Source organism: Delftia sp. WSY_10, from assembly GCF_043104705.1.
Classification (GTDB): Bacteria; Pseudomonadota; Gammaproteobacteria; order Burkholderiales; family Burkholderiaceae_C; genus Comamonas; species Comamonas tsuruhatensis.
In genome coordinates this window covers 414038-441025 of record NZ_JBICKY010000057.1, presented here as the reverse complement: position 1 = coordinate 441025, position 26988 = coordinate 414038, and the positions used below count along the sequence as shown (strand labels likewise).

The 26988-nt window shown below is 67.1% G+C and carries 29 protein-coding genes; 11 read left to right on the top strand and 18 right to left on the bottom strand.

What is annotated here, in order from left to right; all coding sequences use genetic code 11:
• The first annotated feature begins 3 nt into the window (after window positions 1–3).
• Entirely contained in the window at window positions 4–1500 is a 1497-nt protein-coding gene (locus tag ACF8ML_RS27900; RefSeq protein ID WP_016452606.1) for a DEAD/DEAH box helicase, read from the top strand.
• Window positions 1501–1578: 78 nt separating this feature from the next.
• Here ACF8ML_RS27900 and ACF8ML_RS27895 read toward each other — a convergent pair whose 3' ends face one another.
• Window positions 1579–2424 carry a symmetrical bis(5'-nucleosyl)-tetraphosphatase gene (locus ACF8ML_RS27895; protein ID WP_392408543.1) on the bottom strand — a complete coding sequence of 282 codons (846 nt, stop codon included), beginning with the start codon at window positions 2422–2424 and terminating at the stop codon, window positions 1579–1581.
• Window positions 2425–2448: 24 nt separating this feature from the next.
• On the opposite strand from ACF8ML_RS27895, the gene ACF8ML_RS27890 reads away from it, so the two are divergent.
• The 3 genes from ACF8ML_RS27890 (at window position 2449) to ACF8ML_RS27880 (ending at window position 5740) form a co-directional block, all read left to right on the top strand.
• Window positions 2449–3762 (top strand): hemolysin family protein, encoded by a 1314-nt coding sequence (locus ACF8ML_RS27890; protein ID WP_016449005.1) that lies wholly within the window; start codon window positions 2449–2451, stop codon window positions 3760–3762.
• Between the two features lie 100 nt (window positions 3763–3862).
• Entirely contained in the window at window positions 3863–4156 is a 294-nt protein-coding gene (locus ACF8ML_RS27885; RefSeq protein WP_016449004.1) for an H-NS histone family protein, read from the top strand.
• Window positions 4157–4531: 375 nt separating this feature from the next.
• Complete coding sequence (locus tag ACF8ML_RS27880; RefSeq protein WP_343740274.1) at window positions 4532–5740, top strand: FAD-dependent monooxygenase; 1209 nt, start codon at window positions 4532–4534, stop codon at window positions 5738–5740.
• 18 nt (window positions 5741–5758) lie between these two features.
• Here the strand turns inward: ACF8ML_RS27880 and ACF8ML_RS27875 are convergent, their stop codons facing one another.
• Together ACF8ML_RS27875 and kynA (ACF8ML_RS27870) are read right to left on the bottom strand one after the other, a co-directional pair.
• Complete coding sequence (locus ACF8ML_RS27875; RefSeq protein ID WP_160853130.1) at window positions 5759–7060, bottom strand: nitrate/nitrite transporter; 1302 nt, start codon at window positions 7058–7060, stop codon at window positions 5759–5761.
• A 91-nt stretch (window positions 7061–7151) separates the two neighbouring features.
• A complete protein-coding gene (gene kynA, locus ACF8ML_RS27870) occupies window positions 7152–8027 on the bottom strand; it encodes a tryptophan 2,3-dioxygenase (protein ID WP_392408542.1) in 876 nt (291 codons plus the stop codon).
• Between the two features lie 163 nt (window positions 8028–8190).
• Between kynA (ACF8ML_RS27870) and ada the strand changes: the two genes are divergently transcribed.
• Window positions 8191–9099 (top strand): bifunctional DNA-binding transcriptional regulator/O6-methylguanine-DNA methyltransferase Ada, encoded by a 909-nt coding sequence (ada, locus tag ACF8ML_RS27865; RefSeq protein ID WP_017407564.1) that lies wholly within the window; start codon window positions 8191–8193, stop codon window positions 9097–9099.
• Entirely contained in the window at window positions 9096–10106 is a 1011-nt protein-coding gene (locus ACF8ML_RS27860; protein ID WP_392408541.1) for a DNA-3-methyladenine glycosylase family protein, read from the top strand. Before ada ends, ACF8ML_RS27860 begins: the two co-directional genes overlap by 4 nt.
• A 17-nt stretch (window positions 10107–10123) precedes the next feature.
• On the opposite strand, the gene kynU is transcribed toward ACF8ML_RS27860, so the two are convergent.
• The 9 genes from kynU to ACF8ML_RS27815 form a co-directional block, all read right to left on the bottom strand.
• A complete protein-coding gene (kynU, locus tag ACF8ML_RS27855; protein ID WP_392408540.1) occupies window positions 10124–11428 on the bottom strand; it encodes a kynureninase in 1305 nt (434 codons plus the stop codon).
• Window positions 11429–11480: 52 nt separating this feature from the next.
• On the bottom strand, window positions 11481–12110 hold the full coding sequence (kynB, locus tag ACF8ML_RS27850) for an arylformamidase (protein WP_392408539.1): 630 nt from the start codon (window positions 12108–12110) through the stop codon (window positions 11481–11483).
• Between the two features lie 4 nt (window positions 12111–12114).
• A complete protein-coding gene (locus ACF8ML_RS27845; RefSeq protein WP_016448996.1) occupies window positions 12115–13512 on the bottom strand; it encodes an amino acid permease in 1398 nt (465 codons plus the stop codon).
• A gap of 99 nt (window positions 13513–13611) precedes the next feature.
• Window positions 13612–14397, bottom strand: coding sequence for an AraC family transcriptional regulator (locus tag ACF8ML_RS27840; protein WP_016448995.1), 786 nt, complete (start codon window positions 14395–14397; stop codon window positions 13612–13614).
• Between the two features lie 12 nt (window positions 14398–14409).
• On the bottom strand, window positions 14410–15030 hold the full coding sequence (locus tag ACF8ML_RS27835; protein WP_034365336.1) for a LysE family translocator: 621 nt from the start codon (window positions 15028–15030) through the stop codon (window positions 14410–14412).
• A 105-nt stretch (window positions 15031–15135) separates the two neighbouring features.
• The gene (locus ACF8ML_RS27830) at window positions 15136–15513 is read right to left on the bottom strand and encodes a RidA family protein (RefSeq protein ID WP_013803668.1); all 378 of its coding nucleotides are present in this window, start codon (window positions 15511–15513) and stop codon (window positions 15136–15138) included.
• Window positions 15514–15553: 40 nt separating this feature from the next.
• Window positions 15554–16414, bottom strand: a complete 861-nt coding sequence (kynA, locus tag ACF8ML_RS27825; RefSeq protein ID WP_392408538.1) for a tryptophan 2,3-dioxygenase — start codon at window positions 16412–16414, stop codon at window positions 15554–15556.
• Complete coding sequence (locus tag ACF8ML_RS27820) at window positions 16411–17616, bottom strand: amino acid aminotransferase (protein ID WP_200903718.1); 1206 nt, start codon at window positions 17614–17616, stop codon at window positions 16411–16413. Before ACF8ML_RS27820 ends, kynA (ACF8ML_RS27825) begins: the two co-directional genes overlap by 4 nt.
• Window positions 17617–17691: 75 nt before the next feature.
• Window positions 17692–19131 (bottom strand): amino acid permease, encoded by a 1440-nt coding sequence (locus tag ACF8ML_RS27815; protein WP_392408537.1) that lies wholly within the window; start codon window positions 19129–19131, stop codon window positions 17692–17694.
• 138 nt (window positions 19132–19269) lie between these two features.
• Here ACF8ML_RS27815 and ACF8ML_RS27810 point away from each other — a divergent pair, with 138 nt between their 5' ends.
• Complete coding sequence (locus ACF8ML_RS27810; protein WP_016448991.1) at window positions 19270–19740, top strand: Lrp/AsnC family transcriptional regulator; 471 nt, start codon at window positions 19270–19272, stop codon at window positions 19738–19740.
• 24 nt (window positions 19741–19764) lie between these two features.
• Here ACF8ML_RS27810 and ACF8ML_RS27805 read toward each other — a convergent pair whose 3' ends face one another.
• Window positions 19765–20085, bottom strand: a complete 321-nt coding sequence (locus ACF8ML_RS27805; protein WP_026062772.1) for a YkgJ family cysteine cluster protein — start codon at window positions 20083–20085, stop codon at window positions 19765–19767.
• A 195-nt stretch (window positions 20086–20280) separates the two neighbouring features.
• Here ACF8ML_RS27805 and ACF8ML_RS27800 point away from each other — a divergent pair, with 195 nt between their 5' ends.
• From ACF8ML_RS27800 to ACF8ML_RS27790, 3 genes are read left to right on the top strand one after another with little or no spacing between them, the layout of a single operon-like run.
• Window positions 20281–20637 carry a FeoA family protein gene (locus ACF8ML_RS27800; protein ID WP_016448989.1) on the top strand — a complete coding sequence of 119 codons (357 nt, stop codon included), beginning with the start codon at window positions 20281–20283 and terminating at the stop codon, window positions 20635–20637.
• A complete protein-coding gene (locus tag ACF8ML_RS27795; RefSeq protein ID WP_016448988.1) occupies window positions 20634–22577 on the top strand; it encodes a ferrous iron transporter B in 1944 nt (647 codons plus the stop codon). Before ACF8ML_RS27800 ends, ACF8ML_RS27795 begins: the two co-directional genes overlap by 4 nt.
• A 14-nt stretch (window positions 22578–22591) precedes the next feature.
• Window positions 22592–22786 carry a hypothetical protein gene (locus ACF8ML_RS27790; protein ID WP_047474007.1) on the top strand — a complete coding sequence of 65 codons (195 nt, stop codon included), beginning with the start codon at window positions 22592–22594 and terminating at the stop codon, window positions 22784–22786.
• A gap of 50 nt (window positions 22787–22836) precedes the next feature.
• On the opposite strand, the gene ACF8ML_RS27785 is transcribed toward ACF8ML_RS27790, so the two are convergent.
• From ACF8ML_RS27785 to ACF8ML_RS27770, 4 genes are all read right to left on the bottom strand, one after another.
• Window positions 22837–23184: a YkgJ family cysteine cluster protein gene (locus ACF8ML_RS27785; RefSeq protein ID WP_047217800.1), complete on the bottom strand. Its 348-nt coding sequence runs from the start codon at window positions 23182–23184 to the stop codon at window positions 22837–22839.
• A 94-nt stretch (window positions 23185–23278) separates the two neighbouring features.
• Window positions 23279–23497 (bottom strand): hypothetical protein, encoded by a 219-nt coding sequence (locus tag ACF8ML_RS27780; protein ID WP_016448985.1) that lies wholly within the window; start codon window positions 23495–23497, stop codon window positions 23279–23281.
• Window positions 23498–23538: 41 nt separating this feature from the next.
• On the bottom strand, window positions 23539–24471 hold the full coding sequence (gene argF / locus ACF8ML_RS27775) for an ornithine carbamoyltransferase (RefSeq protein WP_016448984.1): 933 nt from the start codon (window positions 24469–24471) through the stop codon (window positions 23539–23541).
• A gap of 10 nt (window positions 24472–24481) precedes the next feature.
• The gene (locus ACF8ML_RS27770; protein ID WP_392408536.1) at window positions 24482–25678 is read right to left on the bottom strand and encodes an aspartate aminotransferase family protein; all 1197 of its coding nucleotides are present in this window, start codon (window positions 25676–25678) and stop codon (window positions 24482–24484) included.
• A 349-nt stretch (window positions 25679–26027) separates the two neighbouring features.
• On the opposite strand from ACF8ML_RS27770, the gene ACF8ML_RS27765 reads away from it, so the two are divergent.
• Complete coding sequence (locus ACF8ML_RS27765) at window positions 26028–26345, top strand: DUF3579 domain-containing protein (RefSeq protein ID WP_012204103.1); 318 nt, start codon at window positions 26028–26030, stop codon at window positions 26343–26345.
• 235 nt (window positions 26346–26580) lie between these two features.
• Here ACF8ML_RS27765 and rpsT read toward each other — a convergent pair whose 3' ends face one another.
• Window positions 26581–26880, bottom strand: a complete 300-nt coding sequence (gene rpsT / locus ACF8ML_RS27760) for a 30S ribosomal protein S20 (RefSeq protein ID WP_016448982.1) — start codon at window positions 26878–26880, stop codon at window positions 26581–26583.
• Window positions 26881–26988: the final 108 nt, after the last annotated feature.

The window sequence follows — 26988 nt, the reverse complement described above, 5'->3', positions numbered from 1 at the left end:
TCAATGACAAGCTCTTTCTCCAATCTCCAACTGGCCGAGTCCCTGGCGCGCGCCGTGGCCGACATGGGCTACGAGTCCATGACGCCCATCCAGGCGCAGGCCATTCCGGTTGTTCTGACCGGCAAGGATGTCATGGGCGCAGCCCAGACCGGCACGGGCAAGACGGCAGCGTTCTCGCTGCCGTTGCTGCAGCGGCTGATGCGCCACGAAAATGCCTCCGCTTCGCCTGCACGGCACCCCGTGCGGGCGTTGGTGCTTTTGCCCACGCGCGAACTGGCGGACCAGGTGGCTCAGCAGATCGCCCAGTACGCCAAGTACACCAAGCTGCGCAGCACCGTGGTGTTCGGCGGCATGGACATGAAACCGCAGACGCTGGAACTGAAAAAGGGCGTCGAGGTGCTGGTGGCCACGCCGGGCCGGCTGCTTGACCATATCGAAGCCAAGAACGTGGTGCTCAACCAAGTCGAGTACGTGGTGCTCGACGAGGCGGACCGCATGCTGGACATCGGCTTTCTGCCCGACCTGCAGCGCATCCTGTCCCATCTGCCCAAGACACGCACCACCTTGCTGTTCAGCGCCACCTTCTCGCCCGAGATCAAGCGCCTGGCCGGCAGCTACCTGCAAGACCCCGTCACCATCGAAGTGGCCCGTCCCAACGAGACGGCGTCCACGGTGGAGCAGCGCTTCTACAGCGTCAGCGACGACGACAAGCGCTATGCGCTGCGTTCGCTGCTCAAGCAGCGCGAGATCCGCCAGGCCTTCGTCTTTTCCAACAGCAAGCTGGGCTGCGCCCGCCTGACGCGGGCGCTGGAGCGCGACGGTTTGCGCGCAACGGCGCTGCACGGCGACAAGAGCCAGGACGAGCGCCTGAAGGCGCTTGAAGCCTTCAAGCGCGGCGAGGTGGATCTGCTGGTGTGTACCGATGTCGCGGCCCGCGGCCTGGACATCAAGGACGTGCCGGCCGTCTTCAACTACGACGTGCCCTTCAACGCCGAAGACTATGTGCACCGCATCGGCCGCACGGGACGCGCAGGCGCCTCCGGCATTGCCGTGACCCTGGTGACCAACCACGATGCGCGCCTGGTGGGCGAGATCGAGAAGCTCATCAAGAAGAAGATCAACGTCGAAACCTGCCCCATGGAAGATTTCCGCGGCAGCGCACCGCGTGGTCACCGTTTCGACGAGCTGCCGCGCCAAGGCGCTGGCGGCGGGTACGGTCGTGAACGGGATCGCGGCGGCGAGCGTGGCGATCGCGGTGCCGATGCAGCACGGGGCAGCACGGGCTTCGGCCATCGCGGCTCGCGCATGGCCCAGCGCCCGGCGCATTCCGACCCCTTCTTCGACAAGCCCTATGAGCCTTCGGCCAGCGCCGACGCCAACTGGGAAAGCCAGCGCGCTGCGCCCAAGGCCGGCGGCAACATCAAGCCCAAGCGCAAGCTGGCGGCGCTGTTCAAGGCGCCGGTCGCGCCCGCCGCGCCCGTCGCCACCTCCGAGGTCTGAGCGCCGCACACGCGGCCTGCTTCCCGAATAACGCCTGCTTTGCAGGCGTTTTTTCATGGGTGCACGGGCTGCTCCCGATCAGCCTGGGACCTGGGCCTGCGGGCAATCCACCTGGATCAGCTCCCTGTCCGCCAGATGGTTGCCGAAGCGCATCATGCTCAGGCAGCCACCCCAGACGCAGCCCGTGTCCAGCGCCACCAGATCGGGCCGGTTGATATGGCCCAGCGTGGACCAGTGGCCAAAGGCAATGGGCACGCCCGCCGTGGCGCGGCCCGGCACATCGAACCAGGGCATGAGTCCTGGCGCCGCCTGCTCTGCCGACTCCGTGCTGTCGAAATCCATGACCCCCTGAGCGCTGCAAAAACGCAGCCGGGTCAGCGCGTTGACGATGACACGCAGCCGTTCCCAGCCCTGCAGATCCGGCGACCAGCGATCGGGCTGGTTGCCGTACATGGCTTGCAGGAAATCCGGCAATTGCGCGCTGCGAAGTACCGTGTGCACCTCGCCTGCAAGGTCCATCACTTCCTGGGCGGTCCACTGCGGCAGCACGCCTGCGTGGACCATCAGCAGCTCATCGCCATGCACCGTGCGGTGGCTGCGCGCCAGCGGCTGCTGTCGCAGCCAGTCCAGCAGCTGGTCACGATCGGGCGCTTGCAGCACCTGGGCCAAGGTGTCGCGGCGGCTGTTGCGGCGCACGCCGTGGGCGGCGGCCAGCAGGTGCAGGTCATGGTTGCCCAGCAGGGCGCGCATGGAGTCGCCGGCGGCCATGCAGGTGCGCAGTACCTTGTCCGATGCCGGGCCGCGATTCACCAGGTCGCCGAGGATGTACAAGGTATCGCGGCTGGCGGAGAAATCCACGCGTTGCAGCAGGCGCTCAAAGGCGTCGTGGCATCCCTGGATATCACCGATACAGTAAAGTGCCATGGTCTTCTTTCTGATATACGAACCATGGATTTTCTGCTGATCGCGTTGCTTACGCTGCTCAATGGGGTGTTTGCAATGTCCGAATTGGCACTGGCCTCCAGCCGCAAGGCTCGGTTGGTGGCACTGGCTGAAACAGGCGACAAGGGGGCGGTGGCGGCACTGGCCTTGCTCGACAACCCCACGCAATTTCTTTCTTCGGTGCAGGTGGGCATCACCTCCATCGGCCTGCTCAACGGTATCCTGGGTGAGGCGGCCTTCAGCGACGGACTGGCCGCATGGCTGCTGGGCCTGGGCGTTCCAGAGCGCGCAGCCAGCATTTCGGCAACGGCAGTCGTCGTGACCGTGATCACCTTCGTCACCATCGTTTTCGGCGAGCTGGTGCCCAAGCGCATCGGCCAGCTCTATCCCGAAACCGTGGCCATCGTGGTCTCACGGCCCATGACGTGGGTGGCGTCGGCAGCCAAGCCTTTTGTGCGGCTGCTGGCCTTCTCCACCCGCGCCATGCTGACCTTGCTGCGCATCAATGAATCGGCGGCACGCTCCGTGACCGAGGAGGAGATCGCGGCCAGCCTTGCCGAGGGCCGCGATGCCGGCGTCATCGAGGCCAGCGAACACCAGATGGTGCAGAACGTCTTCCATCTCGATGACCGCTCGCTGACGTCGATCATGGTGCCGCGCGGCGATGTGCAATGGCTGGATGCCGACATGACCGTCACCGAGGCATTGCAGGCTTCGGCCGATGACCACGCAAAGGGCGGCCATTCCTGGTATCCGGTGTGCCGCAATTCCCTTGATGACGTGGTCGGCATCATCAGCGTGGCGCGCCTGCTGGCATTGGGTCCCGATGCGGCGGGCTCCACGCTCTACGAGCATGTGCTGCCGGCCTCGTTCCTGCCCGAGACGCTCAGCGCCATGGAACTGCTGGAGCAATTGCGTGCCCGATCCGGGCGCATGGTGTTCGTGGTGGATGAATATGGCGTGGTGCAGGGCATCATGACGCCGCGCGATTTGCTGGAGGCGATTACCGGCGAGTTACAGCCTGTGACCGAAACGGAAGCATGGGCCATGCAGCGTGGGGATGGCTCCTGGTTATTGGACGGGCTGATGCCCATATCGGAGCTGAAGGCGCGCCTCGATATTCGTGACCTGCCCGATGAGCACCGTGGCCGATACAACACCGTTGCCGGCCTTCTCATGGCGGAAAGCGGTCATTTGCCGGTTCTGGGAGAGCGGATCAGCTGCGCGGGCTGGATCTTCGAGGTGATTGATCTCGATGGCAAACGCATTGACAAGGTGCTTGCCATTTCGGAATTATCCGAAGGGTCCTCGCTGCAATAGGCAACTGCGATATTGTGGATTTTGCTTACATGCGTCTTGCCCTGTAGGGCGATTATGTTTTTATAATGAAAGCTCTTAAACAACTTTCAAGGCGCACACCATGAGCTCTTACAAGGAATTGCTGAAGCAGCGACAGGAACTGGAGCAACAGATCCAGGAAGCGCGCAAGCGTGAACTGTCTGACGCCGTGGGCAAGGTTCGCAATTTGATTGCCGAATATGGCCTGACTGCGGATGACGTCTTTCCTTCGGCTCGTGGTCGCGGCAATGCGGGTGCAACGGGCACCAAGGTGGCGCCCAAGTACCGTGATCCCGCCACTGGCCAGACCTGGACCGGACGCGGCAAGCCGCCGAAGTGGATTCAGAATCAGGACCGCGAAAAGTTCGTCATCTGATTTTTCCATCGCGCATGTTGAAAGAGCCCGCCTTGTGCGGGCTTTTTTCATTGGCACGGCCATTTGTCAAAAATTGACTCGGTTGAGAATGACTATCATGCGCTGTGCAAAGCGTGGGCCTGTGCACGGACATTGCGCGGCGGCGATGCCAGGGGCGATTTCTGGCGGTAACGCAAAATGCACGGTGCCAGTGATGCACCTTGCGGCAGTTTGGAGCATGCGAGGTGGGTGTTTCCGGGTCTTGGCGTCTCAACGCATGGCGGATGCATGCGTGTTTCAGACAAATCCGATGATTTTTTGATTTTCTTCAGTGGTGGCCGACTTGAATATCCAGGCACCAGCCACCATGGGCGAAGGCAGGGGCACAATACGCGCATGAACAAGCAGGTGTTGATTGCCGGCGGCGGCATTGGTGGCCTGGCCGCCGCCATCGGTGCGTCGCGGGCGGGTTGGGAAGTGCGTCTTTTCGAGCAGGCGCCCGCGCTCAGTGAAGTGGGCGCCGGAATCCAGATCGGTCCGAATGTCGTGCGGCGGCTTCAGGCCTGGGGCCTGCAAAAACCGCTGCAGCAGGTGGTGGCATTGCCGGGCAGCCTGCGCGTGCGCAGCGCAGTCACCGGGCAGGAATTGGCGCATATGCCCTTGGGCAGCGAGTCCGTGCAACGCTATGGCGCGGCCTACGCCACCATCCACCGGGCCGATCTGCAGCAGCTGCTGAAGGAAGCCGCTCAGACTTATCCGGGCATGCACCTGAACCTGGGCCAGCCCATTGAAGGCTTTTCCGAAACGGACGGCGTGGTCACCGTGCGAACCCAGGCCGGCAAGCTGATCGAAGGCGATGCTCTGGTCGCCGCCGACGGCGTGCGCAGCGTCCTGCGCCAGCAGCTGCTGGGCGACGGCCCGCCTCGTGTCACCGGGCACCTGGCCTACCGCGCCCTGGTGCACCAGGCCCAGTTGCCCAAGCGGCTGCGTGCCACTGATGTCACGGCCTGGCTGGGCTCGCGCATGCATGCCATCCAGTACCCCGTGCGCCGGGGCGAGCTGCAGAACCTGGTGGTCATCGTCCAGGGCCCGGCGCCCGAGGACCTGGCGAACTGGGACCACGCGGGCAATCTCGATGATCTGGTGCGGGTGCTGCAGGGCAGCTGCCCGCAGCTGCTGGACCTGGTCCAGCATGTGCCTGCCGCTGGCGGTGACTGGCGGCTGTGGCCGGTGGGCGATCGCCCGCCCGTGCAATCGGCCGCGCAGATGGCGCGCGGCGTGGTGGCGCTGCTGGGCGATGCCGCCCACCCCATGCGACCCTATCTGGCCCAGGGCGCCGGCATGGCGATTGAAGATGCAGCGGAGCTGCAGCGCGCCCTGTCCATGCATGACCTGGATGTGAACATGCGCCTGCGCCGCTACGCGCTCAATCGCTGGCAGCGCAATGCGCGCGTGCAGGCGCGCTCGCAGCGCAACGGCCGCATCTTCCATGCCACGGGTCCGGTGCGCTGGGGGCGTGACCTGTCACTGCGCCTGCTGGGCTCCCGGCTGATGGATCTGCCTTGGCTGTACCGTGGCGATGGCTCGGCCGCCAACGCCTTGTAGAGGCACAGACTCCGGCCGCTAGGCGGCGGATGCCTGGCGCAGCAGCGGCGAGGAGGGCAGGAAACGGAACGCGGTTGACGCACCGACGAGGGTGGCCGCAATCGAGATCATCACGGCCTTGTAGGGCTCCACGCCCCAGGCCTCGGCCCAGGCCGCCACCCAGCCCGTGAACCATTGCACCAGGGCCACGCCCAGGAACATGGCCATGGTGAACAGCGACAGCGCGCGGCCGGTCATCTCGGGCGGGTAGGAAGCGCGCACATCGGCGTACTGCAGCACCGAATAGCCGGACAGCAGGCCCATGGCGAAGATCAGCGCCACATTGGTCCAGCCATGGTGCAAAAAGGCCATGAGCATGAACAGGCTGCCCATGAGCAGCGAGTAATTGGTGAGCCAGCGCCGGCGCCGCCCTGGGCCGGGATCCATGCGCCCGAAAATCGCGGGGCTGAACAGCGAGATCATCGATACGACCAGCGCCACATTGCCGCTTTCCACCAGCGAAAAGCCATAGCGATGGATGAGCAGCGGCCCCAGCCACAGGCCGCGCAGCGCCAGAAACGATGCATAGCAGGCCATGGCCAGCAGGACGATACCCAGGGTGTGCGGCAGCGTGAACAGCTCGGCCATGCGGCGTGCCGCCACGCCCCAGCTTTCCCGTGCGGCGGTCTGTGCTCCGCGGCGGGCGGGCTCGTGCACGCGCCACCAGATCAGCAGCCACGACAGGGCCGACATCACGGCCAGCAGCGCAAAGCCCGAGCGCCAGCCGAAATGCTGGACCAGCCAGGCCAGCGGCGTGCCTGTGAACAGCAGCCCCAAGCCGCCCACGCCCATGCCCACGCCCGACAGAAAGGCGAAGCGGTCCATGGGAAAGTGGCGCGAGATGAACATGGTGCAGGCCAGAAAGGCGGGCGAGCAGCCCACGCCGATCAGCAACTGGCCCACCATCAGCCAGCCGTAGTTGGGTGCGGCGGCGGACAGTGCCGACCCCGCAATCGCCAGCGGAAACGACAGCAGCACCGTGCGCCGCAGGCCGTAGAGGTCCATGCCGATGCCCATCAGCAGCTGGGCCACGCCGAAGGACAGTCCGAACAGGCCCGCAAAGGCCCCCAGCGACTGGGCCGTAAGCCCGAAATCCTGCTGCAGGCCGGTCGCCATGACCGAGGTCGTGGTGCGAAAGGCCTGGCTCAGCGCAAAGGCCGAGAGCAGGGCCAGCAGCATGGCCCACAGCAGCTGGCTGCGTGGCGGCGGTGCTGCGGTGGAGGTCTGCGAAGCCTCTGTGTGTGTGTTGTTGTGTGGGGGCTGTTGCGGCGCTGCGGACACGGTATTTCTCCTGGCGCCGCAGCTTACCCGTTTGCGCGCATGCGCGCTGTCGCCACCGCAGCGGTCTGCCGTCGGTGGCGCCCGCCAGTTCTTACAGCTCGGTGCGCAGCGCCCAGATTTCGGGGAACAGCACCACGTCCAGCATCTTGCGCAGGTAGCTGACGCCGCCGGTGCCGCCCGTGCCGCGCTTGAAGCCGATGACGCGCTCCACCGTGGTCAGATGGCGGAAGCGCCAAAGTCGGAAGGCGTCCTCGATGTCGGCCAGCTTTTCGCCGAGCTGGTACAGGTCCCAGTGCTGGTGGGGATCGCGGTAGACCGTGATCCAGGCCTGCTTGACGCCTTCGCTGACCTCGTAGGGCTGGGTCCAGTCGCGCTCCAGCCGGTCGGCGGGCACCTCGATGCCCTCGCGCGCCAGCAGTTGCAGGGACACGTCGTAGAGCGAGGGCGAGCGCCATGCCGCCTCCACCTGGGCCAGCAGATCGGGCCGGTGGGCATGGGGCTGGAGCATGGCGGCATTCTTGTTGCCCAGGGAGAACTCGATGCAGCGGTACTGGTAGCTCTGGAAGCCGCTGGAGTTGGCCAGGTAGGGACGCATGGCCGTGTACTCGGGCGGCGTCATGGTGGACAGCACGGTCCAGGCGCTGACCAGCTGCTCCATGATGCGGCTGACGCGGGCCAGCATCTTGAAGGCGTCGGCGCGCGTGCCGCTGGCGATGGCGGCCGTGGCGGCGCGGACCTCGTGCAGCATCAGCTTCATCCACAGCTCGCTGGTCTGGTGCTGGATGATGAACAGCATCTCGTCATGCGCGGGCGACAGCGGGTGCTGGGCCGTGAGGATCTGGTCCAGGTGCAGGTAGTCGCCATAGCTCATGGACTGGCTGAAGTCCAGCTGGGCGCGCTCCTCTTTGACGATGGATTCGGTGCGGCCGGGGCTGTTCATGGGACAGCCGGAGTGTTCGGTGGTCATGTGGGAGTCTCGCAAGTCTCGATGCGGAAAATGCAGGGCGCAGCGTAACCGAATCCCGCGCAGCAATCCTGCGGGTTGCAAGAAGCGGGATGCGCGTCTGCGCCCGGCTGCGTAGAGTAGGGCATCCGATGACCCTGAAAGACATGCCGTGTCCCACCAAGCCATGAATCAAGCCAGCGATGCCCCTGCCAACCCCGCTGCCCTGGTGGCCCGATGCTGCCGCTGGCTGGAGACCGAGGAGCCGCCCCCCGCCCTGGGCGCGCTGGCAGAACGCTCGGGGCTGAGCCCCTGGCAGCTGCACCGTCTGTTCAAGCAGGCCACGGGCCTCACGCCCAAGGCCTATGCCAAGGCGCACCGCGCGCGTGCGCTGCGCCAGGCGCTGCAGCCAGGCCAGAGCGACTCGGTCACCGATGCCGCCTACCTCAGCGGCTATGCGGCCAGCAGCAGTTTCTACCGTGACGCAGGCGCCATGCTGGGCATGGCGCCCGGCGACTACCGGCGCGGCGGCATGCGCCAGACCATCCGCTTTGCGGTGGCCGAATGCACGCTGGGCAGCATCCTGGTGGCCAGCACCGATCGCGGCGTGTGCTGCGTGCTGCTGGGCGACGATGCCGAGGCCCTGGTCCAGGACCTGCAGCAGCGCTTTCCGCTGGCCGAACTGGTGGGCGGCGATGCCGGATTCGAGCACACCGTGGCCCAGGTCGTGGCCCTGGTCGAGCAGCCGCGCCGGGGCCTGGCACTGCCGCTGGATGTGCAGGGCACGGCCTTCCAGCAGCGCGTATGGCAGGCGCTGTGCGCCATTCCCGCCGGCCAGACCCTGAGCTATTCGGAACTGGCCCTGCGCCTGGGCATGCCCACGGGTGCCCGGGCCGTGGCCAGCGCCGTCGCGGCCAACCCCATTGCCGTGGCCGTGCCCTGCCACCGCGTGGTGCGCAATGACGGCAGCATCTCCGGCTACCGCTGGGGCGTGGAGCGCAAGCGCGCCCTGCTGCTGCGCGAGGCGCGCCAGGCGCAGGAGGCGGCTGGCAAGGACGCTGGGCACGCACCGCTGCGCCAGGCAGGAAGCGCATGAGCGGGCAAGGACAAGGGCCAGGGCAAGGGCGTGGCACCGGCCAGACCTATCAGGCGCAGCAGCAACTGACGCTGCCGGCCGGCTACCGCATGACCGAGTTCTGGGGCTTTCACCGGCGCGATGCCCAGCGCCTGTCCGAATGCGATCTGCAGGATGGCGGCACCATCCGCATGCACAAGGGCCTGATGTGGAAAGGCCTTCCCACGCTGCTCACCCTGGAGCTGACGCCGCAGTGCGAAGAGGCGGCCGTGGTGCAGGCCCGATGGCGCCTGCCCGCCGGTGCAGGCGCAATCACCGGCATGGACGATGTGCTGGCCGCCATGCTGCGGCGCATGTTCGGACTGTCCCAGGATGTGGGGGAGTTCGAGCGCCGCTTTGGCCGCCATGAGCGGCTGGGACCGCTGCTGGCGCGCCAGCCTGGCCTGCATGTGCCCGCGGCCTGCACGCCCTGGGAGGCGCTGAGCTGGGCCGTCACCGGGCAGCAGATCAGCGTGGCGGCAGCCGTGTCGCTGCGCCGCCGCCTGATCGCCGCAGCCGGCCAGCCGGTGGCGCTGCACGATGGCCATGCCGACGCGCCGCAGCAGCTGTGGTGCATGCCGGAGGCCGCGCAGGTGGCGCAGCTGAGCGAGGACGACCTGCGCGCAGCCGGCTTTTCGCGGAGCAAGACGCACACGCTGCGCCTGCTGGCGCAGGCCGTGCAGTCGGGTGAATTGCCGCTGGACGACTGGGCGGCCTTGCCTGAACTGCCGGTGGCCGAGATCCGCGGGCGGCTGCTGGCTCTCAAGGGGATAGGCCCGTGGACCGTGAACTACATGCTGCTGCGCGGCTATGGCCACCTGGACGGCCCGCTGCACGGCGATGTGGCCGTGCGCCGCGCCCTGGCGCGGCTGCTGGAGACGGAATCCGTGGACGCCGCGCAGACCGAGTTGTGGCTGCGGGACTTCGCGCCTTGGCGCGCCCTGGTCGCGGCCCATCTCTGGGCCTCGCTGTCGTCCACGGCGTTCTGAAGGGCTGGCTCCAGGCTTCAGGTCACCGCATTGACGCGGTTGAACTCCGGCTTGCGCCATTCGCCCGATTCCAGCACCTGGCGCAGGTGCTCCACGGCATGCCAGACATCTTCGAATCCCACGTACAGCGGCGTGAAGCCGAAGCGCAGGATGTCTTTGTGCAGGCCCGTGCCGTCGCCCTTGCGGAAGTCGCCGATCACGCCGCGCGCGATCAGCGCCTGCACGATGGCATAGGCGCCGCTGTCCTTGCCGTCCACGCCCAGCCCCTCCTCGCGCGTGAGGCAGACCTGGGAGCCGCGCCGGCCGTGCTCGCGCGGCGTGGCCAGGCCCAGGCCGTGGCCCTGGCAGCGTTCCTCGACCAGGGCGATGAACAGGTCGGTCAGCGCCAGCGACTTCTTGCGCAGCGCGTCCATGCCGCCCAGCGGCTCCACGGCAGTGAACACGTCCAGGCCGCACTGCAGCACGCTCAGGCTGACCATGGGCTGGGTGCCGCACAGGTAGCGCTGTATGCCCTGGGCCGGGTGGTAGTCCGGCACAAACTTGAAAGGCTCGGCATGGCCGAACCAGCCCGACAGCGGCTGCCAGAAGCGGTTGATCAGGCGTGGATGGGCCCAGACAAAGGCCGGCGCACCGGGGCCGCCGTTGAGGTACTTGTAGCTGCAGCCGATGGCGAAGTCGGCATTCGCGCCCTTGAGATCGACAGGCACGGCGCCCGCGCTGTGGCACAGGTCCCAGACGCAGAGAATGCCCTTGCCCTGCGCGGCAGCCGTCACGGCAGCCATGTCGTGCATGGCGCCCGTGCGGTAGTTCACATGGGTGAGCATGCAGATGGCGACCTCGTCGGTCAGCGCATGGGCAATCTCCTCGGGTTCGAGCAGCACCAGCTCCAGGCCGTATTCCTGGCAGACCGACTGGGCGATGTAGAGGTCGGTGGGGAAGTTGCTGCGCTCGCTGATCAGGCGCTTGCGCTGCGGAGCGTCCTCGCGCGCGATGCGGGCCGCAGCCGTCAGCACCTTGTAGAGGTTGATGGAGGCCGTGTCGGTGAACACCAGCTCGCCCGCGCCCACGCCCAGCCAGGGGGCGAACTGGTCGCCCAGGCGCTGGGGCAGGCTGATCCAGCCGGCGTCGTTCCACGAGCGGATCAGGCCCTGCGCCCATTCCTGCTGCACCACCTCGGCCACGCGCGCGGCGGCGGCGCGGGGGCTGGCGCCCAGCGAATTGCCGTCAAGGTAGATCACGCCTTCGGGCAGCGTGAATTGGTCGCGCAGGGCGCGCAGCGGGTCTTGCGCATCGAGGGTGAGGCAGTCTTGCAGGCTCGTCACGGGGTCTCCTTGGGTATGGAAAAGGCGAAAGGCGAAAGGTGCGGCCCGGGAATCAGGCCAGGGCACGCAGCACGGCGCGCACGGGCGAGGCATCGGCCTCGACCAGCTTGAGCGGCAGGGCGATGAGCTCGTAGTCGCCCTCGAGCACCTCGTCCAGCACCAGGTTCTCCAGCACGCGCAGGCCGCGCCGGCGGATCACCTGGTGGCTGTCCAGGCTCTTGCTGCTGGCCGGGTCGATGCTGGCCGTGTCAATGCCGATGAGCTTCACCCCCAGGTCGGCCAGCCGCTCCACCGTGGCCGGTGCATAGGCTGCCAGTTCCTGGTCCCAGGTGGTGGGGGCGCGCTCGTAGGTGCGCACCAGCACGCGTGCCGGAAGATGCTCCACGGCGTGGGCGATGTGCTCCCATTCGACCAGCGGTCCCTTGCCGATGGCGTGGATCACGCGGCAGGGGCCGAGGAAGGCGTCGAGATCCACGTTGCCGATGGATGCCCCGTCGGCGTCATAGTGCAGCGGTGCATCGGCATGCGCTCCCACATGGGGCGACAGCGTGATGGCGCTGACATTGACCGGGCAGCCCGGCCCGATGGTGGCGCACCATTGCTGGCTGTAGGCCGTGTCGCCGGGAAAGACGGGGCTGGCGGCCTGCACGGCCGGGGAGATGTCCCAGAGTCTGCGGGTCATGGTTTCACTCCTTCGGGGCGGTTCGGGCGGCCTGTGCGCGCGGCCGGTACCACAGCGCATACACCAGGGCCAGCAGGCCCAGGAAGGGCAGGCCCGTGAGCAGCGTCATGTGGAAGACCTCGGTGAAATAGGTGGTGACGATCACGCCCAGCATCAGCGCGGCGCCGGCCAGCGTGAACAGCGGATAGCCCCACATGCGGAACTGCAGGCGCTGGCCCGGATGCTCGCGCGACCAGCGCGCGCGGAAAAACAGATGGGTCACGAAGATCATGAACCAGGTGAACATGGCGCCGAACATGGACACGGACATCATCCACAGCAGCGAGCCTTCGGGCTTCCACAGGTTCACGGCCACGGCCACGGCAATGCCCAGGCAGGAGATGGCAATCGCCGCCACGGGCACGCCGCGGCTGTTCAGCCGCCCGAACACCGAGGGCGCATAGCCACCGCGCGACAGGCTGAACATCATGCGCGAGGTCACATACAGCTGGCTGTTCATGGCCGACAGCGCGGCCACCAGCACCACGAAGTTGATGATGCTGGCAGCGCCCGGGATGCCGATGATCTCCATCACCTTCACGAAGGGGCTCTTGTCCGTGCCGGCCTGCTGCCAGGGCACGATGGCCAGCATCAGCGCCAGCGTCAGCAGGTAGAAGATCACCAGGCGCGCCATGGTGGTGCGAAAGGCCCGGGTGATGGCGCGCTTGGGGTCCTCGGCCTCGCCGGCCGCCACGGCCACGGCCTCCAGGCTCAGGTAGCTGAAGATGGCGATGATCACGGCCACCCAGGTGCCCCACAGGCCCTTGGGGAAGAAGCCGCCATCGGCTGTGTAGTTGAAAAAGCCGATGCCCTGGGGCTGCGAGCCGAACACCACCCAGGCGCCGATCAGGATGAAGGCCACGATGGCGATGATCTTGACCATGGAAAAGCCGTACTCCACCTGGCCGAAGGCCTTGACGCTGCTGGCGTTGACGGCCACCAGCGCGCCCGAGAACACCACCACCCAGATCCAGCGCGGCACGTCGGGGAACCAGTAGCCCATGTAGATGCCTATGGCCGTCACCTCCATGCCCACGGCCAGCACCACGGCGGCCCAGTAGGCATAGCGGACCATGAAGCCGGCCATCGGGCTGATGTAGTGCTCGGCATAGGCGCCGAACGAGCCCGAGGTCGGGTGGGCCACCGTCATCTCGGCCAGGCAGCCCATCAGCAGCAGCGAGATCAGCGCGCCGATGGCGTAGCTGACCAGCACGCTGGGGCCGGCGAAGCCGATGGCGAAGGCGCTGCCCATGAAAAGGCCGGTGCCGATGGCGCCTCCGATGGCGATCATCACCATCTGGGCGGCGGACAGCTGCTGGCGCAGGCCGGTTTCTCGTTGCTGAATGTCTTGGAAGGCGGCCATGGTGCGCGGCGGTTGGGGGCTGAAAGCGGAAGGCGTAAGTATCTGCGCTTTCACCGCCGGCTCCGGGCTGGCCGCTGCAAAACCATGGGAGGGTCCGGCTCAGGCTCCGCGTGCGTAGCAGCCCGGCGTCAGCGCATGGTGGGCCTTGAAGGCGCGCTGCAGGTGGGCCTGGTCGGCAAAGCCCATGGCATAGGCCGCATCGGACAGCGCCGCCCCCGTGGCCAGCAGGCGGCGCGCGCCGTTGATGCGCAGGTTCAGGCGGTAGCTGCCGGGCGTCATGCCCGTGGCCGCCTTGAAGCGGCGGATGAAGCGCGTGGCGCTCATGCCGCATTCCTGGGCCAGGGACTGCACGGTCAGGCCTGCATCGGGTCCTGCATGCAGGCGCTGCAGCGCGGGGGCCAGGGCCGCCGCATCGCCGGGCAGGGGCAAGGCTGCGGGCTGGGCACAGCGGTCCAGCAGGTGCTCCAGGCCCAGGGCCAGGCGGTCGGCGGCGGCCGCGCCATCGACGGGGCGGCACAGGCCATCCACCAGGCGGGCGATGTCCGCATCCGTGAGCGTGCGCCGGGGAAAGCGCAGCGCGGCCACGCCCAGCCGCGCGTGCAGCCAGTCGGCATCGACAAACAGCATGCGGTAGGACCACGGCGCGCCGGGGTCGGGATTGCAGGCATGCCAGGCGCCGGGCTCGATCAGCACCACGCCGCCCGCCTCCACGGGCTGCGGGCCGTGGGCATGGTGGAACACGGTGCGGCCCGCGTCCACGATGCCGATCGAGTACTCGGCATGCATGTGCAGCCGAAAGCAATGCGGCGAGCGCGCGCTGTCGCGCAGCTCGGCCCAGGGAGCGGCCGGATGGCGGTGGAATCGGTGGGGAGAGGCTGAAGTCATGGCGGCCAGCCATCATGCCAGCATGGCCGCCACGCTGGCGACCAGCAGCAGGGCCAGCAGGCGGTGGAACAGGCGCTGGCGGCGTTCGGTGCGCAGCCAGCCCGAAAGCAGCTGGCCCAGCAGCGCCCAGCTGCCGACCCCCACCAGGCAGGCCAGCAGCGAGATGGCGCAAAACTGCAGCAGCGCCCACGGCGCATTCGCGTGGGGCAGCACGAACAGGCCCACGCCGGCCAGCGCCACCAGCCAGGCCTTGGGGTTGAGCGTCTGCACGGCCGTGCCCTGCAACAGCGCTTGCAGCAAGGCCTGCAGCGTGCGCTGCGATCCGGCCTGCTGCTGCGCACCGGCCTGGCCCACAGGTGCGTTGGCCAGCCGCCAGGCCAGCCACAGCAGATAGGCGGCGCACAGCCACTGTGCGGCCGCAGACAGCTGCGGCAGCGTCTGCAGCAGCCACTGTGCGCCCTGGCCCATGACCCAGACCACGGCCGCATAGCTGGCGCTGGCGCCCAGCACATAGGCGGCAGAGACCAGGCGCGAGCGGGCTGCGCCGTGGCGCAGGGCCAGCACATTGACGGGGCCGGGCGTGATGGCACCCACGAGGGTGAAGACGCCCATGGCGAGCAGCGAGGAGGACATGAGATTTCGCGCGGACGCAGGACTGCACAAGGCCCGCAGTCTCCCCCCGCACGCCGCCCCTGTATTGAACGCAATTGCGGGGCGCCGGCATGTCCGTCACAGCCTCTAGGGGAGCATGGCGTAGGCCACGATCTCCAGCTTCATGCCCGGCACCACCAGCGCCGAAATCCCCATGCTGGAGCGGTTGGGATAGGGCGCCTCGAAGAACTCGCGGTACACGGCGTCGATGGCCGGCATGTCGGCCACGTCGGTCATGTAGATCAGCACCTGGGTCACATGCGCCAGCGTGCCGCCTGCGGCCTGCAGCGCGTTGCGCAGGTTGGTGAAGGTCAGGCGCGCCTGCTGTTCGATGGGGCCGGTGTCGATGCTGCCGTCGGGCCGCACGGGGCCGTGGGCCGTGAACAGCATCTGGCCGCTGGCCTTGACGGCCCAGGAGAAGGGCTGCTTGAGCGGCGGCAGTCCCACGTCGATGATTTGCTTCATGGTGTCTTGGTTCTTGGTGGTTGTTGTCAGGCGGAAGGCCTTACAGCGCGGTTCTCACGGACCAGATTTCGGGGAACAGCACCACGTCCAGCATCTTGCGCAGATAGCTGACGCCGCCCGTGCCGCCCGTGCCGCGCTTGAAGCCGATGACGCGCTCCACCGTGGTCACATGGCGAAAGCGCCACAGGCGGAAGGCGTCCTCGATGTCGGCCAGCTTTTCGCCGAGCTGGTACAGGTCCCAGTGCGACTGCGGGTCGCGGTAGACCTGCGCCCAGGCGGCCTCGACCTCGGGGCTGGCCGTGTAGGGCTGGGTCCAGTCGCGTTCCATGTGCCCGGCAGGAATGGCCAACCCCTGGCGTGCCAGCAGGCGCAGGGCCTCGTCGTACAGGGAAGGTGCGCGCCATGCGGCATCCACCCGGGCCAGCAGGTCGGGCCGGTGGGCATGGGGCTGGAGCATGGCGGCATTCTTGTTGCCCAGCGCGAACTCGATGCAGCGGTACTGGTAGCTCTGGAACCCGCTGGAGCTGGCGAGATACGGGCGCATGGCCGTGTACTCGGTAGGCGTCATGGTGGCCAGCACGGACCAGGCGCCGACCAGCTGCTCCATGATGCGGCTCACGCGGGCCAGCATCTTGAAGGCGTCGGCATGGCGGTCGTCCGCCACGGCGGCCGTGGCCGCGCCCAGCTCGTGCAGCATCAGCTTCATCCACAGCTCGCTGGTCTGGTGCTGGATGATGAACAGCAACTCGTCATGCGTGGGCGACAGCAGTTGCTGTGCGCCCAGGATGGCGTCCAGCTGCAGGTAGTCGCCATAGCTCATGGACTGGCTGAAATCCAGCTGCGCCCTTTCCTCGGCGACGATGCGCTCGGTCAGGCCGCCATGGACGGGGCAGCCGCTCATTGCGGCGACTCCAGCACCGTGGCAATGGCGTCGGCCACGTACTGCACGTTGGCGCCGGACAGGCCCGACATGCACATGCGGCCCGAGCGGATCAGGTACACGCCATGCTCGTCGCGCAGGCGGTGGACCTGGGGCTCGGTGATGCCTGTGTAGCTGAACATGCCGCGCTGGGTCAGCAGGAAGCCGAAGTCGCGCCGCTCGCCAAAGCGCTCCTGCAGCGCGCTGTGCAGCTGGGCGCGCATGTCCTTGATGCGCCCGCGCATCTGCGCCAGCTCCTGCGCCCATTGGGCGCTCAGCTCGGGCGATGCCAGCACCTGCTGCACCAGGCGTGCGCCACGGGTGGGTGGCGAGGAATAGTTGCTGCGCACCGTGGCCTTGAGCTGGCCCAGCACATTGCCGGCCGTGGACGCGTCGTTGCAGACCACGCTGAGGCCGCCCACGCGTTCGCCATACAGCGAGAAGTTCTTGGAAAACGAATTGGCCACGAAGGCCTGGGCGCCCGCGTCGGCCAGGGCGCGCACGGACCAGGCGTCTTCATCGAGCCCATCGCCAAAGCCCTGGTAGGCCATGTCCACAAAGGGGATCAGGCCGCGCTCCACGATCACCGGGATCAGTTGCTGCCACTGCTCGCGCGACAGGTCCACGCCCGTGGGGTTGTGGCAGCTGGCATGCAGCAGCACCACGCTGCCCGAGGGCAGTTCGCGTAGCGTCTGCAGCATGGCGTCGAAGCGCAGGCTGCCCGTGGCAGCGTCGTAGTAGGGATAGCTGTGGGTGCGCAGTCCCGCGCCCTGGAAGATGGCCAGGTGGTTGTCCCAGGTGGGATCGCTGAGCCAGACCTCGGCGCCGGGGAAATAGTGCTGGATGAAGTCCGCGCCCAGCTTGAGCGCGCCCGAGCCGCCCAGGGTCTGCACGGTGGCGATGCGCTGACTGCGCACGGCCTCATGACCGGCGCCGAACACCAGGTCCTGCACCAGCTGGCGGTAGGGAGCAATGCCTTCGATGGGCAGGTAGCCGCTGGGGCTTTGCTCGCGGGCCAGGGCATCGCCGGCCTGGCGCACGCAGTCCAGCACGGGCAGGCGGCCGGCCTCGTCGAAATACAGGCCGATGCTCAGGCTGACCTTGTCGGCGCGTGGGTCCTGCTGGAAGGCCTCCATCAGCGACAGGATGGGATCTCCGGGGTAGGGCGGGACGTGGCTGAACATCGAGGCGCGGGCGGTATCGAGGGGGGCAAGAGTCGTCATGTGTCTAAGGCAGAGAGAGAAACGGGAGGCCGGATGTCACCGGGCGGGAACCTGGGCTTGGGTGGATGTTGGGGTCTGGGTTGAGGTTGGGGTCTGAGGGGAGGGCTGGCCGGCCGGCCGGCGATACCAGATGGCGTAGACGGCGGCCAGCAGCAGCAAAAAGGGCAGGCCCGTGAGCACGGTCAGGCGGAATACGTCGGTGAACAGCGTGGACACCAGGGCGGCCAGCATCAGCGCCGCGCCCAGCAGCGTCAGCACCGGAAAGCCCCACATGCGAAAGGCCAGCGGCCGGTTGCCCTGGCGCACCCAGTGGATGCGGAAGAACAGGTGGGTCACGAAAATCATGAACCACGTGAACATGGCGCCGAACATGGCCACGGCCATCATCAGCATGAAGGACTGCTCGGGATTGATGATGTTGAACAGGGTGGCCACGGCAATGCCCAGGCACGACAGCAGCAGCGCCGGCAGCGGCACGCCGCGCGAGTTCACGCGGCCCAGCACGGCGGGCGCATGGCCGGCGCGCGAGAGGCTGAACATCATGCGGGTGGTGATGTACAGCTGGCTGTTCATGGCCGACAGGGCGGCCACCAGCACCACGAAATTGACCACGCTGGCCGCGCCGGGCAGGCCGATGATCTCCATCACCTTGACGAAGGGGCTGCCCTCCTTGCCGGCGGCCGACCACGGCACGATGGCCAGCATCAGCGCGATCGTGGCCAGGTAGAACACCACCAGGCGCACCATGGTGGAGCGGAAGGCGCTGGTGACGGCGCGCTGCGGGTCCTTGGCCTCGCCGGCGGCCACCGCGATCATCTCGATGCTCAGGTAGCTGAAGATGGCGATGATCACGCCCACCCAGGTCCCCCACAGGCCGTTGGGGAAGAAGCCGCCGTTGTTGACGTAGTTGGCAAAGCCCACGCCGTCCGGACGGGCGCCGAACACCACCCAGGCGCCGACCACGATGAAGGCCGCGATGGCGATGATCTTGATCATGGAGAAGCTGTACTCCACGGCGCCGAAGGCCTTGACGCTCATCATGTTCACGCCGATGAGCGCGCCCGAGAAGATCACCACCCAGGCCCAGCGCGGCACCTCGGGGAACCAGTAGCCCATGTACAGGCCCACGGCCGTCACCTCGGTGCCCACGGCCAGCACCACGCAGGCCCAGTAGGCATAGCGGACCATGAAGCCGGCCATCGGGCTGATGTAGTGCTCGGCATAGGCGCCGAACGAGCCCGAGGTCGGGTGGGCCACCGTCATCTCGGCCAGGCAGCCCATGAGCAGCAGCGAGATCACTGCGCCGATGGCATAGCTGATCAGCACGCTGGGCCCGGCAAAGCCGATGGCAAAGCCGCTGCCCAGGAACAGGCCGGTGCCGACGGCACCGCCGATGGCGATCATGGTCATCTGTCCGGCGGACAGCTGCTGTTTGAGTCCGGCTTCGCGCTGGACGATGTCTTCGAAGGCTGGCATGGGTTGTTGTCTCCGTTGCTGTGGGGGGCTTCGGAGGCGGATGCTATGGACGGCCTTCGCGGGGCGTTTAGTAGTTATCCCTAAATCGACTTGATCTTGGATAAGTTATTCTGTGAAACATGAATTCATAGGTGGTTTATGCCAATCGACATCGACAGAACGGACCGGCTGCTGATCCGCGCCCTGCAGGACAACGCGCGGCTGACCTCGGGTGAGCTGGCGCAGCGTGTGCATTTGTCGCAGTCACCGTCATGGCGGCGCATCAAGCGGCTGGAGGACGAGGGCGTGATCACCGGCTACCACGCCGCGCTGAGCCGGCGCGCCATAGGCTTTGGCGTGCTGGCCTTCGTGATGGTGGGCATAGACCACCAGAACGAGGAGTCCTCGCGCCATTTCCAGGAAGCGGTCTGCGCCATTCCCGAGGTCGTGATGTTCCATGGCATCTCGGGGCCGGAGGACTTCCTGCTGGTCGTCGTGGCGCGCGATCTCGACGCCTATTCCGATCTGCTGCTCAGCCGCCTGCACCGGCTGCCCGGCGTGCGCCAGGTGCACACGCATTTCTCGCTGCAGGAATTCAAGGGACAGTTGGCGGGGCTGCCGGTGGAATGACGGCTGGTGGCGCCTGGCAGGCTGCTAGAGCAGGCCGCTGTCCAGCGCCTGCATGCCATGGCGCACGCGCACGCGGTTGCAGGCATCGCTGCCGGCGGCGAACTCGCGGCAGGGCGAGGGGCGCCATTCATAGATGCCGCAATGGGCCTTCTCGCCCACCTTGCCGACCAGGGCCGCGCAGCGGGGACGCGCCCAGTCGGTTCCGCGCATGCGGCAGGTGTGGTCGGTGACTTCCTCGGCCAGCCCGGCTGGCACGCGGCCGCCCTGCGCCTGCGACTCGTGCACGGAAAAGTCCACGCGAAACGATGCGCAGCAGGCGCCGCAGCTCAGGCAGGGATGGGTCATGGCGTGGGGAGGGGAGTGCGCAAAGGCCGTGTCGGCGTCGGCCGCCATTGTGCCGCGCGCCGCTCGCCTGGGCCCGCCAGGGGGCAAAGCCGGGAACGCAAAACCCTGTCCCGCACTCCGATACCATGCGCGGTCCCGCCGCCCGGGTTCGATCAAAATCAAAATGAGAATAAAAATCAATTGATACAACACGCCATGCATTCGATGAACCCCGCGACGGACGCTGCGGCTCCGTCCACGCTGTCCGCGCCTCCCATGTCCTCCTCTGCTGCCGTTGCCGCCGTTGCTGCCACCACGGCCATCACCCTTGATGCCCTGCCCCGCCAGGTATCGGCGCGCGTGGTCGAGCTCCATGCCGCACGCGATGCCAGCGAGCAGGAACTGCTGCTGCGGCTCATGGAGATCGGCTTTCTGCCCGGCGAGCCCGTGCGCATCCTGGCCGCGGGCTTTCCGGGCGACGACCCGCTGGCCGTGCGCGTGGGCCAGACCACGTTCGCTTTGCGCCGCCATGAGGCGGCCCTGGTGCGCGTGGCGCCGGAGGCGGTGGCATGAGCGCGTCGTCCTCTCCCAAACTCATTCAGCCGCTGCAGCCTGCTCAGGGCGGCGGCGGCAGCGGTGATTCCGCACTGCGCCTGGCCTTGCTGGGCAACCCCAACTGCGGCAAGACGGCGCTGTTCAACCTGCTGACCGGCGCACGCCAGAAGGTGGCCAACTACGCGGGCGTGACCGTGGAGCGCAAGGAAGGCTGGCTGAGCACGGCCAGCGGCCGGCGCGTGCGCGTGCTGGACCTGCCGGGCACCTACAGCCTGCACGCGCACAGCGAGGATGAGCGCATCACGCGCGACATCGTCTCGGGTCGCCATGCGCGCGAGGCGCCGCCCGAACTGTTGGTCTGCGTCACCGACGCCACCCATCTGCGCCTGAACCTGCGCCTGGTGCTGGAGGCCCAGCGCCTGGGCCTGCCCATGCTGCTGGTGCTCAACATGAGCGACATGGCCAGGCGCCAGGGCATCGATATCGACCGCGAGGCGCTGTCACGCGCCCTGGGCATGCCCGTGCTGTCCACGGTGGGCGTGCGCCAGGACGGCGCGCGCGAACTGCTGCAATGGCTGGACGGCCCCGAAGCCCGCGCCCTGGCGGCGCCGCAGCTGCAGGCCCCGGCCCGCCCGGGCGATGCGCGCGAGCAGGTGCTGGCCCTGCACCAGCAGGTGGCCCGCATCATGGCCGACTGCGTCAAGGAGCCCGTGGTGGATACCCGGCGCGACGACCGTATCGACGCCGTGGTGCTGCACCCGCTGTGGGGCATGCTGCTGCTGGCGGCCACGCTGTTCCTGATGTTCCAGGCCGTGTTCAGCTGGGCGCAGCCGCTGATGGATGGTATCGAGGGCGGCGTTTCGGCCGTCTCGGCCCTGGTCAACGAGCACATGCCCGAAGGCGCGCTGCGCAGCCTGCTGGCCGATGGCGTGATCGCCGGCACGGGCGCCGTGCTGGTCTTCCTGCCGCAGATCCTGATCCTGTTCCTGTTTATCCTTGCACTCGAGGATTCGGGCTACCTGCCGCGTGCCGCCTTTTTGCTGGACCGCATCATGGGCAAGGTCGGCCTGTCGGGCCGCTCCTTCATTCCGCTGCTGTCCAGCTTCGCCTGCGCCGTGCCCGGCATCATGGCCACGCGCTCCATCACCAGCTGGCGCGACCGCCTGGTGACCATCATGATCGCGCCGCTGATGACCTGCTCGGCGCGCCTGCCGGTCTATGCGCTGCTGATCAGCGCCTTCATTCCCGAGCGCACGGTGGGCGGCATCTTCAACCTGCAGGGCCTGGTGCTGTTCGCGCTGTACGTGGCCGGCATCGCCAGTGCCATGGCCGTGGCCGGCGTGGCCAAGCTGGTGGGCCGCAGCGCCGGCCCCACGCCGCTGCTGATGGAGCTGCCCTCCTACCGCTGGCCCAGCCCGCGCAGCCTGGCCCTGGGCCTGTACGAGCGCGCCATGATCTTCCTGCGCCGCGTCGGCGGCATCATCCTGACCGTGAGCATCGTGCTGTGGTTCCTGGCCAGCTACCCGGCGCCGCCCGATGGCGTCACCGAAGCGGCCATCCGCTACAGCTTTGCAGGCCGCATCGGCGGCTGGCTGGAGGTGGTCCTGGCGCCGATCGGCTTCAACTGGCAGATCGCCATCGCCCTGGTGCCCGGCATGGCCGCGCGCGAAGTGGCCGTCAGTGCCATGGGCACGGTCTATGCGCTGTCCGCTGCCAGCGACGAGGCCATGGCCGAGCAGCTGGGGCCGCTGATCGCCCATACCTGGTCCCTGGCCACGGCGCTGTCGCTGCTGGCCTGGTTCGTGTTCGCGCCCCAGTGCATTTCCACGCTGGCGGCCGTGCGGCGCGAGACCAATGGCTGGCGCTATCCGCTGCTGATGACGGGCTACCTGTTCGCGCTGGCCTACCTGGCCAGCTTCATCACCTACCGCGTGGCCCTCGCGCTGGGCGCGGGCTGAGGAGGGCATTGAGCATGTGGCAAAACATCATCGTGGGCGTGATCGTGATGGTGGCGGCCGTGTCCCTGGTCTGGCGCTACCTGCCGGCGCGTTGGCGGCTGAAGGCCGGTCAGCTGCATCCGTCGCTGGCGCCCAAGGACGGGGGCGGCTGCGGCGGCTGCAGCGCCTGCGGCGGAGACAGCTGCGCACCGGACAGGCGCCAGCCATAGCGCCAGATCGGTCGCCAGGCCGGTCGCCGGGCCGCCGGCCGGTTGCACGCTCAGGCAGCGGCCAGCCAGATGCGGGCGCCGTCATCCAGCGCAGGCAGGCCATGCGCCAGGCGCGCAGCGTTGCAGCGGTCCGTGCCCATCTCGAATTCCCGGCAGGTCGATGAGCGCTGCTCGTAGATGCTGCATGCCACCTGTTCGCCGCAGCGGCCCGTGAGGGCCTTGCAGCGCACGGGGCGGCGCTCGGTGCCGTTCATGCGCCAGCGGTTGCCGTGGACCTCATGGGCCAGTTCATCGGGAACGGTGCCGCCCATGGAGCGCAGCTCGTAGACGGAAAATTCGACACGGAAGTGTTCGCAGCAGACGCCGCAGTTCAGGCAGGGATGCAGGGCTTCGGACATGGAAGTTCTTCTTCGGGAGACAGCAGGGCACGCACAGGCTTGCCGCGCCCGGTGCCCGGGGCGGCGCATAAGGCTGGGAAGAGGGGGTGCGGCCCTAGGTATGGCCCTGGAGGAACTTCAGATAGAAGGTGTGGATGCGCACGAACAGCGCACGCACCCGGGCCGCGAAATGCCGGCGCGGCCCGAAGAACGAGGGCACGCGCGTATGGCGTGCAATGTGCGGATGGCGCAATGCGCAGCCGCCCAACGGAAACACCGCCTGGGGGCGCTTGGCCTGCAGGCGGTGTCTGGAGTGTTCGTGGCTCAGGTGCATGGGTGTGAGGGAATGCGCCTGGGCCAAAGGAGTGGGCGTGATCAGCCCGGCTGGCGGCCCAGCAGCAGGTACTCCATCAGTGCCTTTTGCACATGCATCCGGTTCTCTGCCTCATCCCAGACCACGGACTGCGGCCCGTCGATGACCTCGGCCTGCACTTCCTCGCCACGGTGGGCGGGCAGGCAGTGCATGAACAGGGCGTCGGCACGCGCGGCGGCCATCATCTCGGCATCTACGCACCAGTCGGCGAAGGCCTTCTTGCGGGCCTCGTTCTCGGCCTCGTAGCCCATGCTGGTCCACACGTCGGTGGTCACCAGGTCGGCGCCCTTGCAGGCATCCAGCGGGTCCTTGAAGACCTTGTAGCAGCCCTCGCGCGGCGCCTTGCCGCCAAAGGCCAGCTTCTCGTCCACTTCGTAGCCGCCCGGCGTGCTGACGTGGACGGTGAAGCCCAGCAGGTCGGCAGCCTGCAGCCAGGTGTTGGCCATGTTGTTGCCGTCGCCGACCCAGGCGACGGTCTTGCCCTGGATCGAACCGCGGTGCTCGATGAAGGTGAAGATGTCGGCCAGGATCTGGCAGGGGTGGAACTCGTTGGTCAGGCCGTTGATGACGGGCACGCGCGAGTACTCGGCAAAGCGCACGATCTTGTCCTGGCCGTAGGTGCGGATCATCACCAGGTCGGTCATGCGGCTGATGACGCGCGCGCTGTCCTCGATGGGCTCGGCGCGGCCCAGTTGGCTGTCGCCCGTGGTCAGGTGGACCACCGAGCCGCCGAGCTGGTACATGCCGGCCTCGAAGCTCACGCGGGTGCGCGTGCTGGCCTTCTCGAAGATCATGGCCAGCGTGCGGTCGCTGAGCGTGTGGTGCTTTTCGTAGTTCTTGAACTTCTTCTTGATCAGGGCCGCGCGCTCGAGCACATAGGCGTACTCGTCGGCCGTGAAGTCGGAAAACTGCAGATAGTGCTTGATGGCAGTCATAGGCAGGTCCTCATTCGGACAGGAATTGCACGATCAGGGGCTTGAGCTTGGCGACCACTTCGTCGGCCTCGGCCTCGGTCATGATCAGCGGCGGCACCAGGCGCACCACGGTGTCGGCGGTCACGCTGAACAGCAGGCCGGCTTCGGCGCCACGGCCCAGCAGGGCGCCGCAGGGCTTGTTCAGCTCGATGCCGATGATCAGGCCCTGGCCGCGCACATCGACCACGCCCGTGACCTCGGCCAGCTCCTTTTGCAGCGTGGACTTCAGGCGGTCTCCCACCTTGGTGGCATGGGCCAGCAGGCCGTCTTCTTCCATGATGCGGATGGTTTCGATGCCCGCACGCATGGCCAGCGGATTGCCGCCGAAGGTGGAGCCGTGGTTGCCCGGCTGCAGCACGGTGGCCGCCTTGCCGTGGGCGACGACGGCGCCGATGGGCACGCCCGAGCCCAGGCCCTTGGCCAGGGTCATCACGTCGGGGACGATGCCGGCCCACTGGTGGGCGAACCACTTGCCCGTGCGGCCCATGCCTGCCTGGACTTCGTCGAACATCATCAGCCAGCCATTGGCATCGCACAGGGCGCGCACCTGCTGCATGTACTCGATGCGCATGGGGTGCAGGCCGCCTTCGCCCTGGATGGGCTCCATCATCACGGCAACCACGTCGGGGTTGCCGGCCGTGGCCTGCTGCAGCGCCTCGAAGTCATTGACCGGCACGCGCAGGAAGCCGTCGAGCAGCGGGCCGAAGCCGTCGCGCACCTTGGGGTTGCCCGTGGCCGTCATGGTGGCGATGGAGCGGCCGTGGAAGGCATGCTCGTAGACCACGATCACCGGCTTGGCGATGCCCTTGTCCACGCCGTACTTGCGCGCGATCTTGATGGCGGCCTCGTTGGCCTCCAGGCCCGTGCTGCAGAAGAAGACATTGGTCATCTTCGCGCGCTCGGTCAGCAGCTTGGCCAGCGTTTCCTGGCCGGGCACATGGTAGTAGTTGGAGGTGTGGATGAGCTTGGCCACCTGGTCCTGCAGCGCAGGCACCAGCTTGGGGTGGTTGTGGCCCAGCGTGTTCACTGCAATGCCGCCCAGCGCATCGAGGTACTGCTTGCCGTTGACGTCCCACACGCGGCAGCCCTGGCCTCGCTCCAGAGCGATCGGTACGCGGCCATAGGTGTTCATCACGTGGGGCGAGGCAGCCTCGATGAAAGCGGTCATTGCAAAAATCTCCTGAGCTGGAAAGTAAACGGCATCCGGGCGTTGCCGCCGCAGATGCCTGAAAAACAGCGAAGCCCGATTCTAGGGGCCGCGCAATGGCCTACCGTTGCGGTTTGCGCATCACAGCCATGCAATGAACCTACGCCACACTTGGTTAGTGCGCTGCACAACGGTCCAGCTCTTATATAAGAGATAAAATGCCTGCTTGGCCTGCCGGCAGCGATCCTGTCTGCGGGCTCTGACTTTTTTGAAGGACTTGCGCAAACAGGAAGTGGCAAGGTGCTGGGCCCCTTGGCAAGCCGCCTGTTTTGCTCCTTGTTGCACAAGTCGTATTTTGGTGCGCATCCTGATGGTCTCTCCCTCCAGCAAAGAACTGTTCATCCAGGGCATCACCCACGAAGGCAAGACTTTCCGGCCCAGCGACTGGGCCGAGCGGCTGGCAGGCGTCATGAGCCAGTTCCGCCCCGGTGGTGCCCAGCGCGGCAGCCACCTGAGCTACTCGCCCTGGTGTGTTCCCACAACGCTCAACGGCGTCAAGTGCGTGGTCGTGCATCGCGACCTGCGCGACTACGAGCCCATGGCCTGGGATTTCTGCCTGAATTTCGCCAAGGACAACAACCTGCAGGTTGCCGAAGCCTGCCTGATACCGGACGAGCCGGCCCGCTGAGGCCGGTTTCTTTTTTTGCGGGGCCGGTTCCCGCCCGATGTGAAGCGCGCCTGGGGTGCGTTTTTTTTCGGCTGCGCTTTGCTGGAGCCGGGCTTTTCCTTCGGTGCGATTGCCGATGGCGGCGCTTTTGTCCAGGCACAAAAAAACCGCCCGAAGGCGGTTTTCTCGTTCGCTGACAGCGCACCCGTTACAAACGGCAGATGGCCGGGACCATCCGTGCGGTTGCCTAAGTGGATTAGGCGGCGGGGGCTGCCAGGGCCTTGACCTTGGCGGACAGGCGGCTCTTGTCGCGAGCGGCCTTGTTCTTGTGGAAGATGCCCTTGTCGGCGATCGTGTCCAGAACGGATTGGGCTGCGGCAAACAGTTCGGTTGCCTTGGCCTTGTCGCCAGTCAGAACGGCCTTCTCGACCTTCTTGACGGCGGTGCGGTACTTGGAACGCAGCGAAGTGTTGGCTGCGTTGAGCTTGACGTCCTGGCGGGCGCGCTTGCGGCCGGATGCCAGGCGGGGGTTCTTCTTTACGGGCTTGGATGCCATGATATGTATTCCTAGTGTCTGAGGATGTTGTCGGCGAAGCGCGAGATTATAGCATGCAGTCCCTCCAGGGCCTGTGGGCCCCAGGCCGCGCAATCGGGCCTGTTGCAA

Coding starts and splice junctions, on each gene's coding strand:
- ACF8ML_RS27805 (WP_026062772.1), bottom strand. CDS start 20,085: ATGACCCATCCCTGCCTGAGCTGCGGCGCCTGCTGCGCATCGTTTCGC.
- ACF8ML_RS27885 (WP_016449004.1), top strand. CDS start 3,863: ATGAGCTCTTACAAGGAATTGCTGAAGCAGCGACAGGAACTGGAGCAA.
- ACF8ML_RS27765 (WP_012204103.1), top strand. CDS start 26,028: ATGGTCTCTCCCTCCAGCAAAGAACTGTTCATCCAGGGCATCACCCAC.
- ACF8ML_RS27830 (WP_013803668.1), bottom strand. CDS start 15,513: ATGAAGCAAATCATCGACGTGGGACTGCCGCCGCTCAAGCAGCCCTTC.
- ACF8ML_RS27770 (WP_392408536.1), bottom strand. CDS start 25,678: ATGACCGCTTTCATCGAGGCTGCCTCGCCCCACGTGATGAACACCTAT.
- ACF8ML_RS27895 (WP_392408543.1), bottom strand. CDS start 2,424: ATGGCACTTTACTGTATCGGTGATATCCAGGGATGCCACGACGCCTTT.
- argF (WP_016448984.1), bottom strand. CDS start 24,471: ATGACTGCCATCAAGCACTATCTGCAGTTTTCCGACTTCACGGCCGAC.
- ACF8ML_RS27900 (WP_016452606.1), top strand. CDS start 4: ATGACAAGCTCTTTCTCCAATCTCCAACTGGCCGAGTCCCTGGCGCGC.
- ACF8ML_RS27890 (WP_016449005.1), top strand. CDS start 2,449: ATGGATTTTCTGCTGATCGCGTTGCTTACGCTGCTCAATGGGGTGTTT.
- ACF8ML_RS27835 (WP_034365336.1), bottom strand. CDS start 15,030: ATGTCCTCCTCGCTGCTCGCCATGGGCGTCTTCACCCTCGTGGGTGCC.
- ACF8ML_RS27785 (WP_047217800.1), bottom strand. CDS start 23,184: ATGTCCGAAGCCCTGCATCCCTGCCTGAACTGCGGCGTCTGCTGCGAA.
- kynB (WP_392408539.1), bottom strand. CDS start 12,110: ATGACCCGCAGACTCTGGGACATCTCCCCGGCCGTGCAGGCCGCCAGC.
- ACF8ML_RS27860 (WP_392408541.1), top strand. CDS start 9,096: ATGAGCGGGCAAGGACAAGGGCCAGGGCAAGGGCGTGGCACCGGCCAG.
- kynA (WP_392408542.1), bottom strand. CDS start 8,027: ATGACCACCGAACACTCCGGCTGTCCCATGAACAGCCCCGGCCGCACC.
- ACF8ML_RS27780 (WP_016448985.1), bottom strand. CDS start 23,497: ATGCACCTGAGCCACGAACACTCCAGACACCGCCTGCAGGCCAAGCGC.
- ACF8ML_RS27815 (WP_392408537.1), bottom strand. CDS start 19,131: ATGCCAGCCTTCGAAGACATCGTCCAGCGCGAAGCCGGACTCAAACAG.
- ACF8ML_RS27790 (WP_047474007.1), top strand. CDS start 22,592: ATGTGGCAAAACATCATCGTGGGCGTGATCGTGATGGTGGCGGCCGTG.
- kynA (WP_392408538.1), bottom strand. CDS start 16,414: ATGAGCGGCTGCCCCGTCCATGGCGGCCTGACCGAGCGCATCGTCGCC.
- ACF8ML_RS27840 (WP_016448995.1), bottom strand. CDS start 14,397: ATGACTTCAGCCTCTCCCCACCGATTCCACCGCCATCCGGCCGCTCCC.
- ACF8ML_RS27820 (WP_200903718.1), bottom strand. CDS start 17,616: ATGTTCAGCCACGTCCCGCCCTACCCCGGAGATCCCATCCTGTCGCTG.
- ACF8ML_RS27800 (WP_016448989.1), top strand. CDS start 20,281: ATGCATTCGATGAACCCCGCGACGGACGCTGCGGCTCCGTCCACGCTG.
- ACF8ML_RS27845 (WP_016448996.1), bottom strand. CDS start 13,512: ATGGCCGCCTTCCAAGACATTCAGCAACGAGAAACCGGCCTGCGCCAG.
- ACF8ML_RS27795 (WP_016448988.1), top strand. CDS start 20,634: ATGAGCGCGTCGTCCTCTCCCAAACTCATTCAGCCGCTGCAGCCTGCT.
- ACF8ML_RS27810 (WP_016448991.1), top strand. CDS start 19,270: ATGCCAATCGACATCGACAGAACGGACCGGCTGCTGATCCGCGCCCTG.
- ada (WP_017407564.1), top strand. CDS start 8,191: ATGAATCAAGCCAGCGATGCCCCTGCCAACCCCGCTGCCCTGGTGGCC.
- ACF8ML_RS27880 (WP_343740274.1), top strand. CDS start 4,532: ATGAACAAGCAGGTGTTGATTGCCGGCGGCGGCATTGGTGGCCTGGCC.
- rpsT (WP_016448982.1), bottom strand. CDS start 26,880: ATGGCATCCAAGCCCGTAAAGAAGAACCCCCGCCTGGCATCCGGCCGC.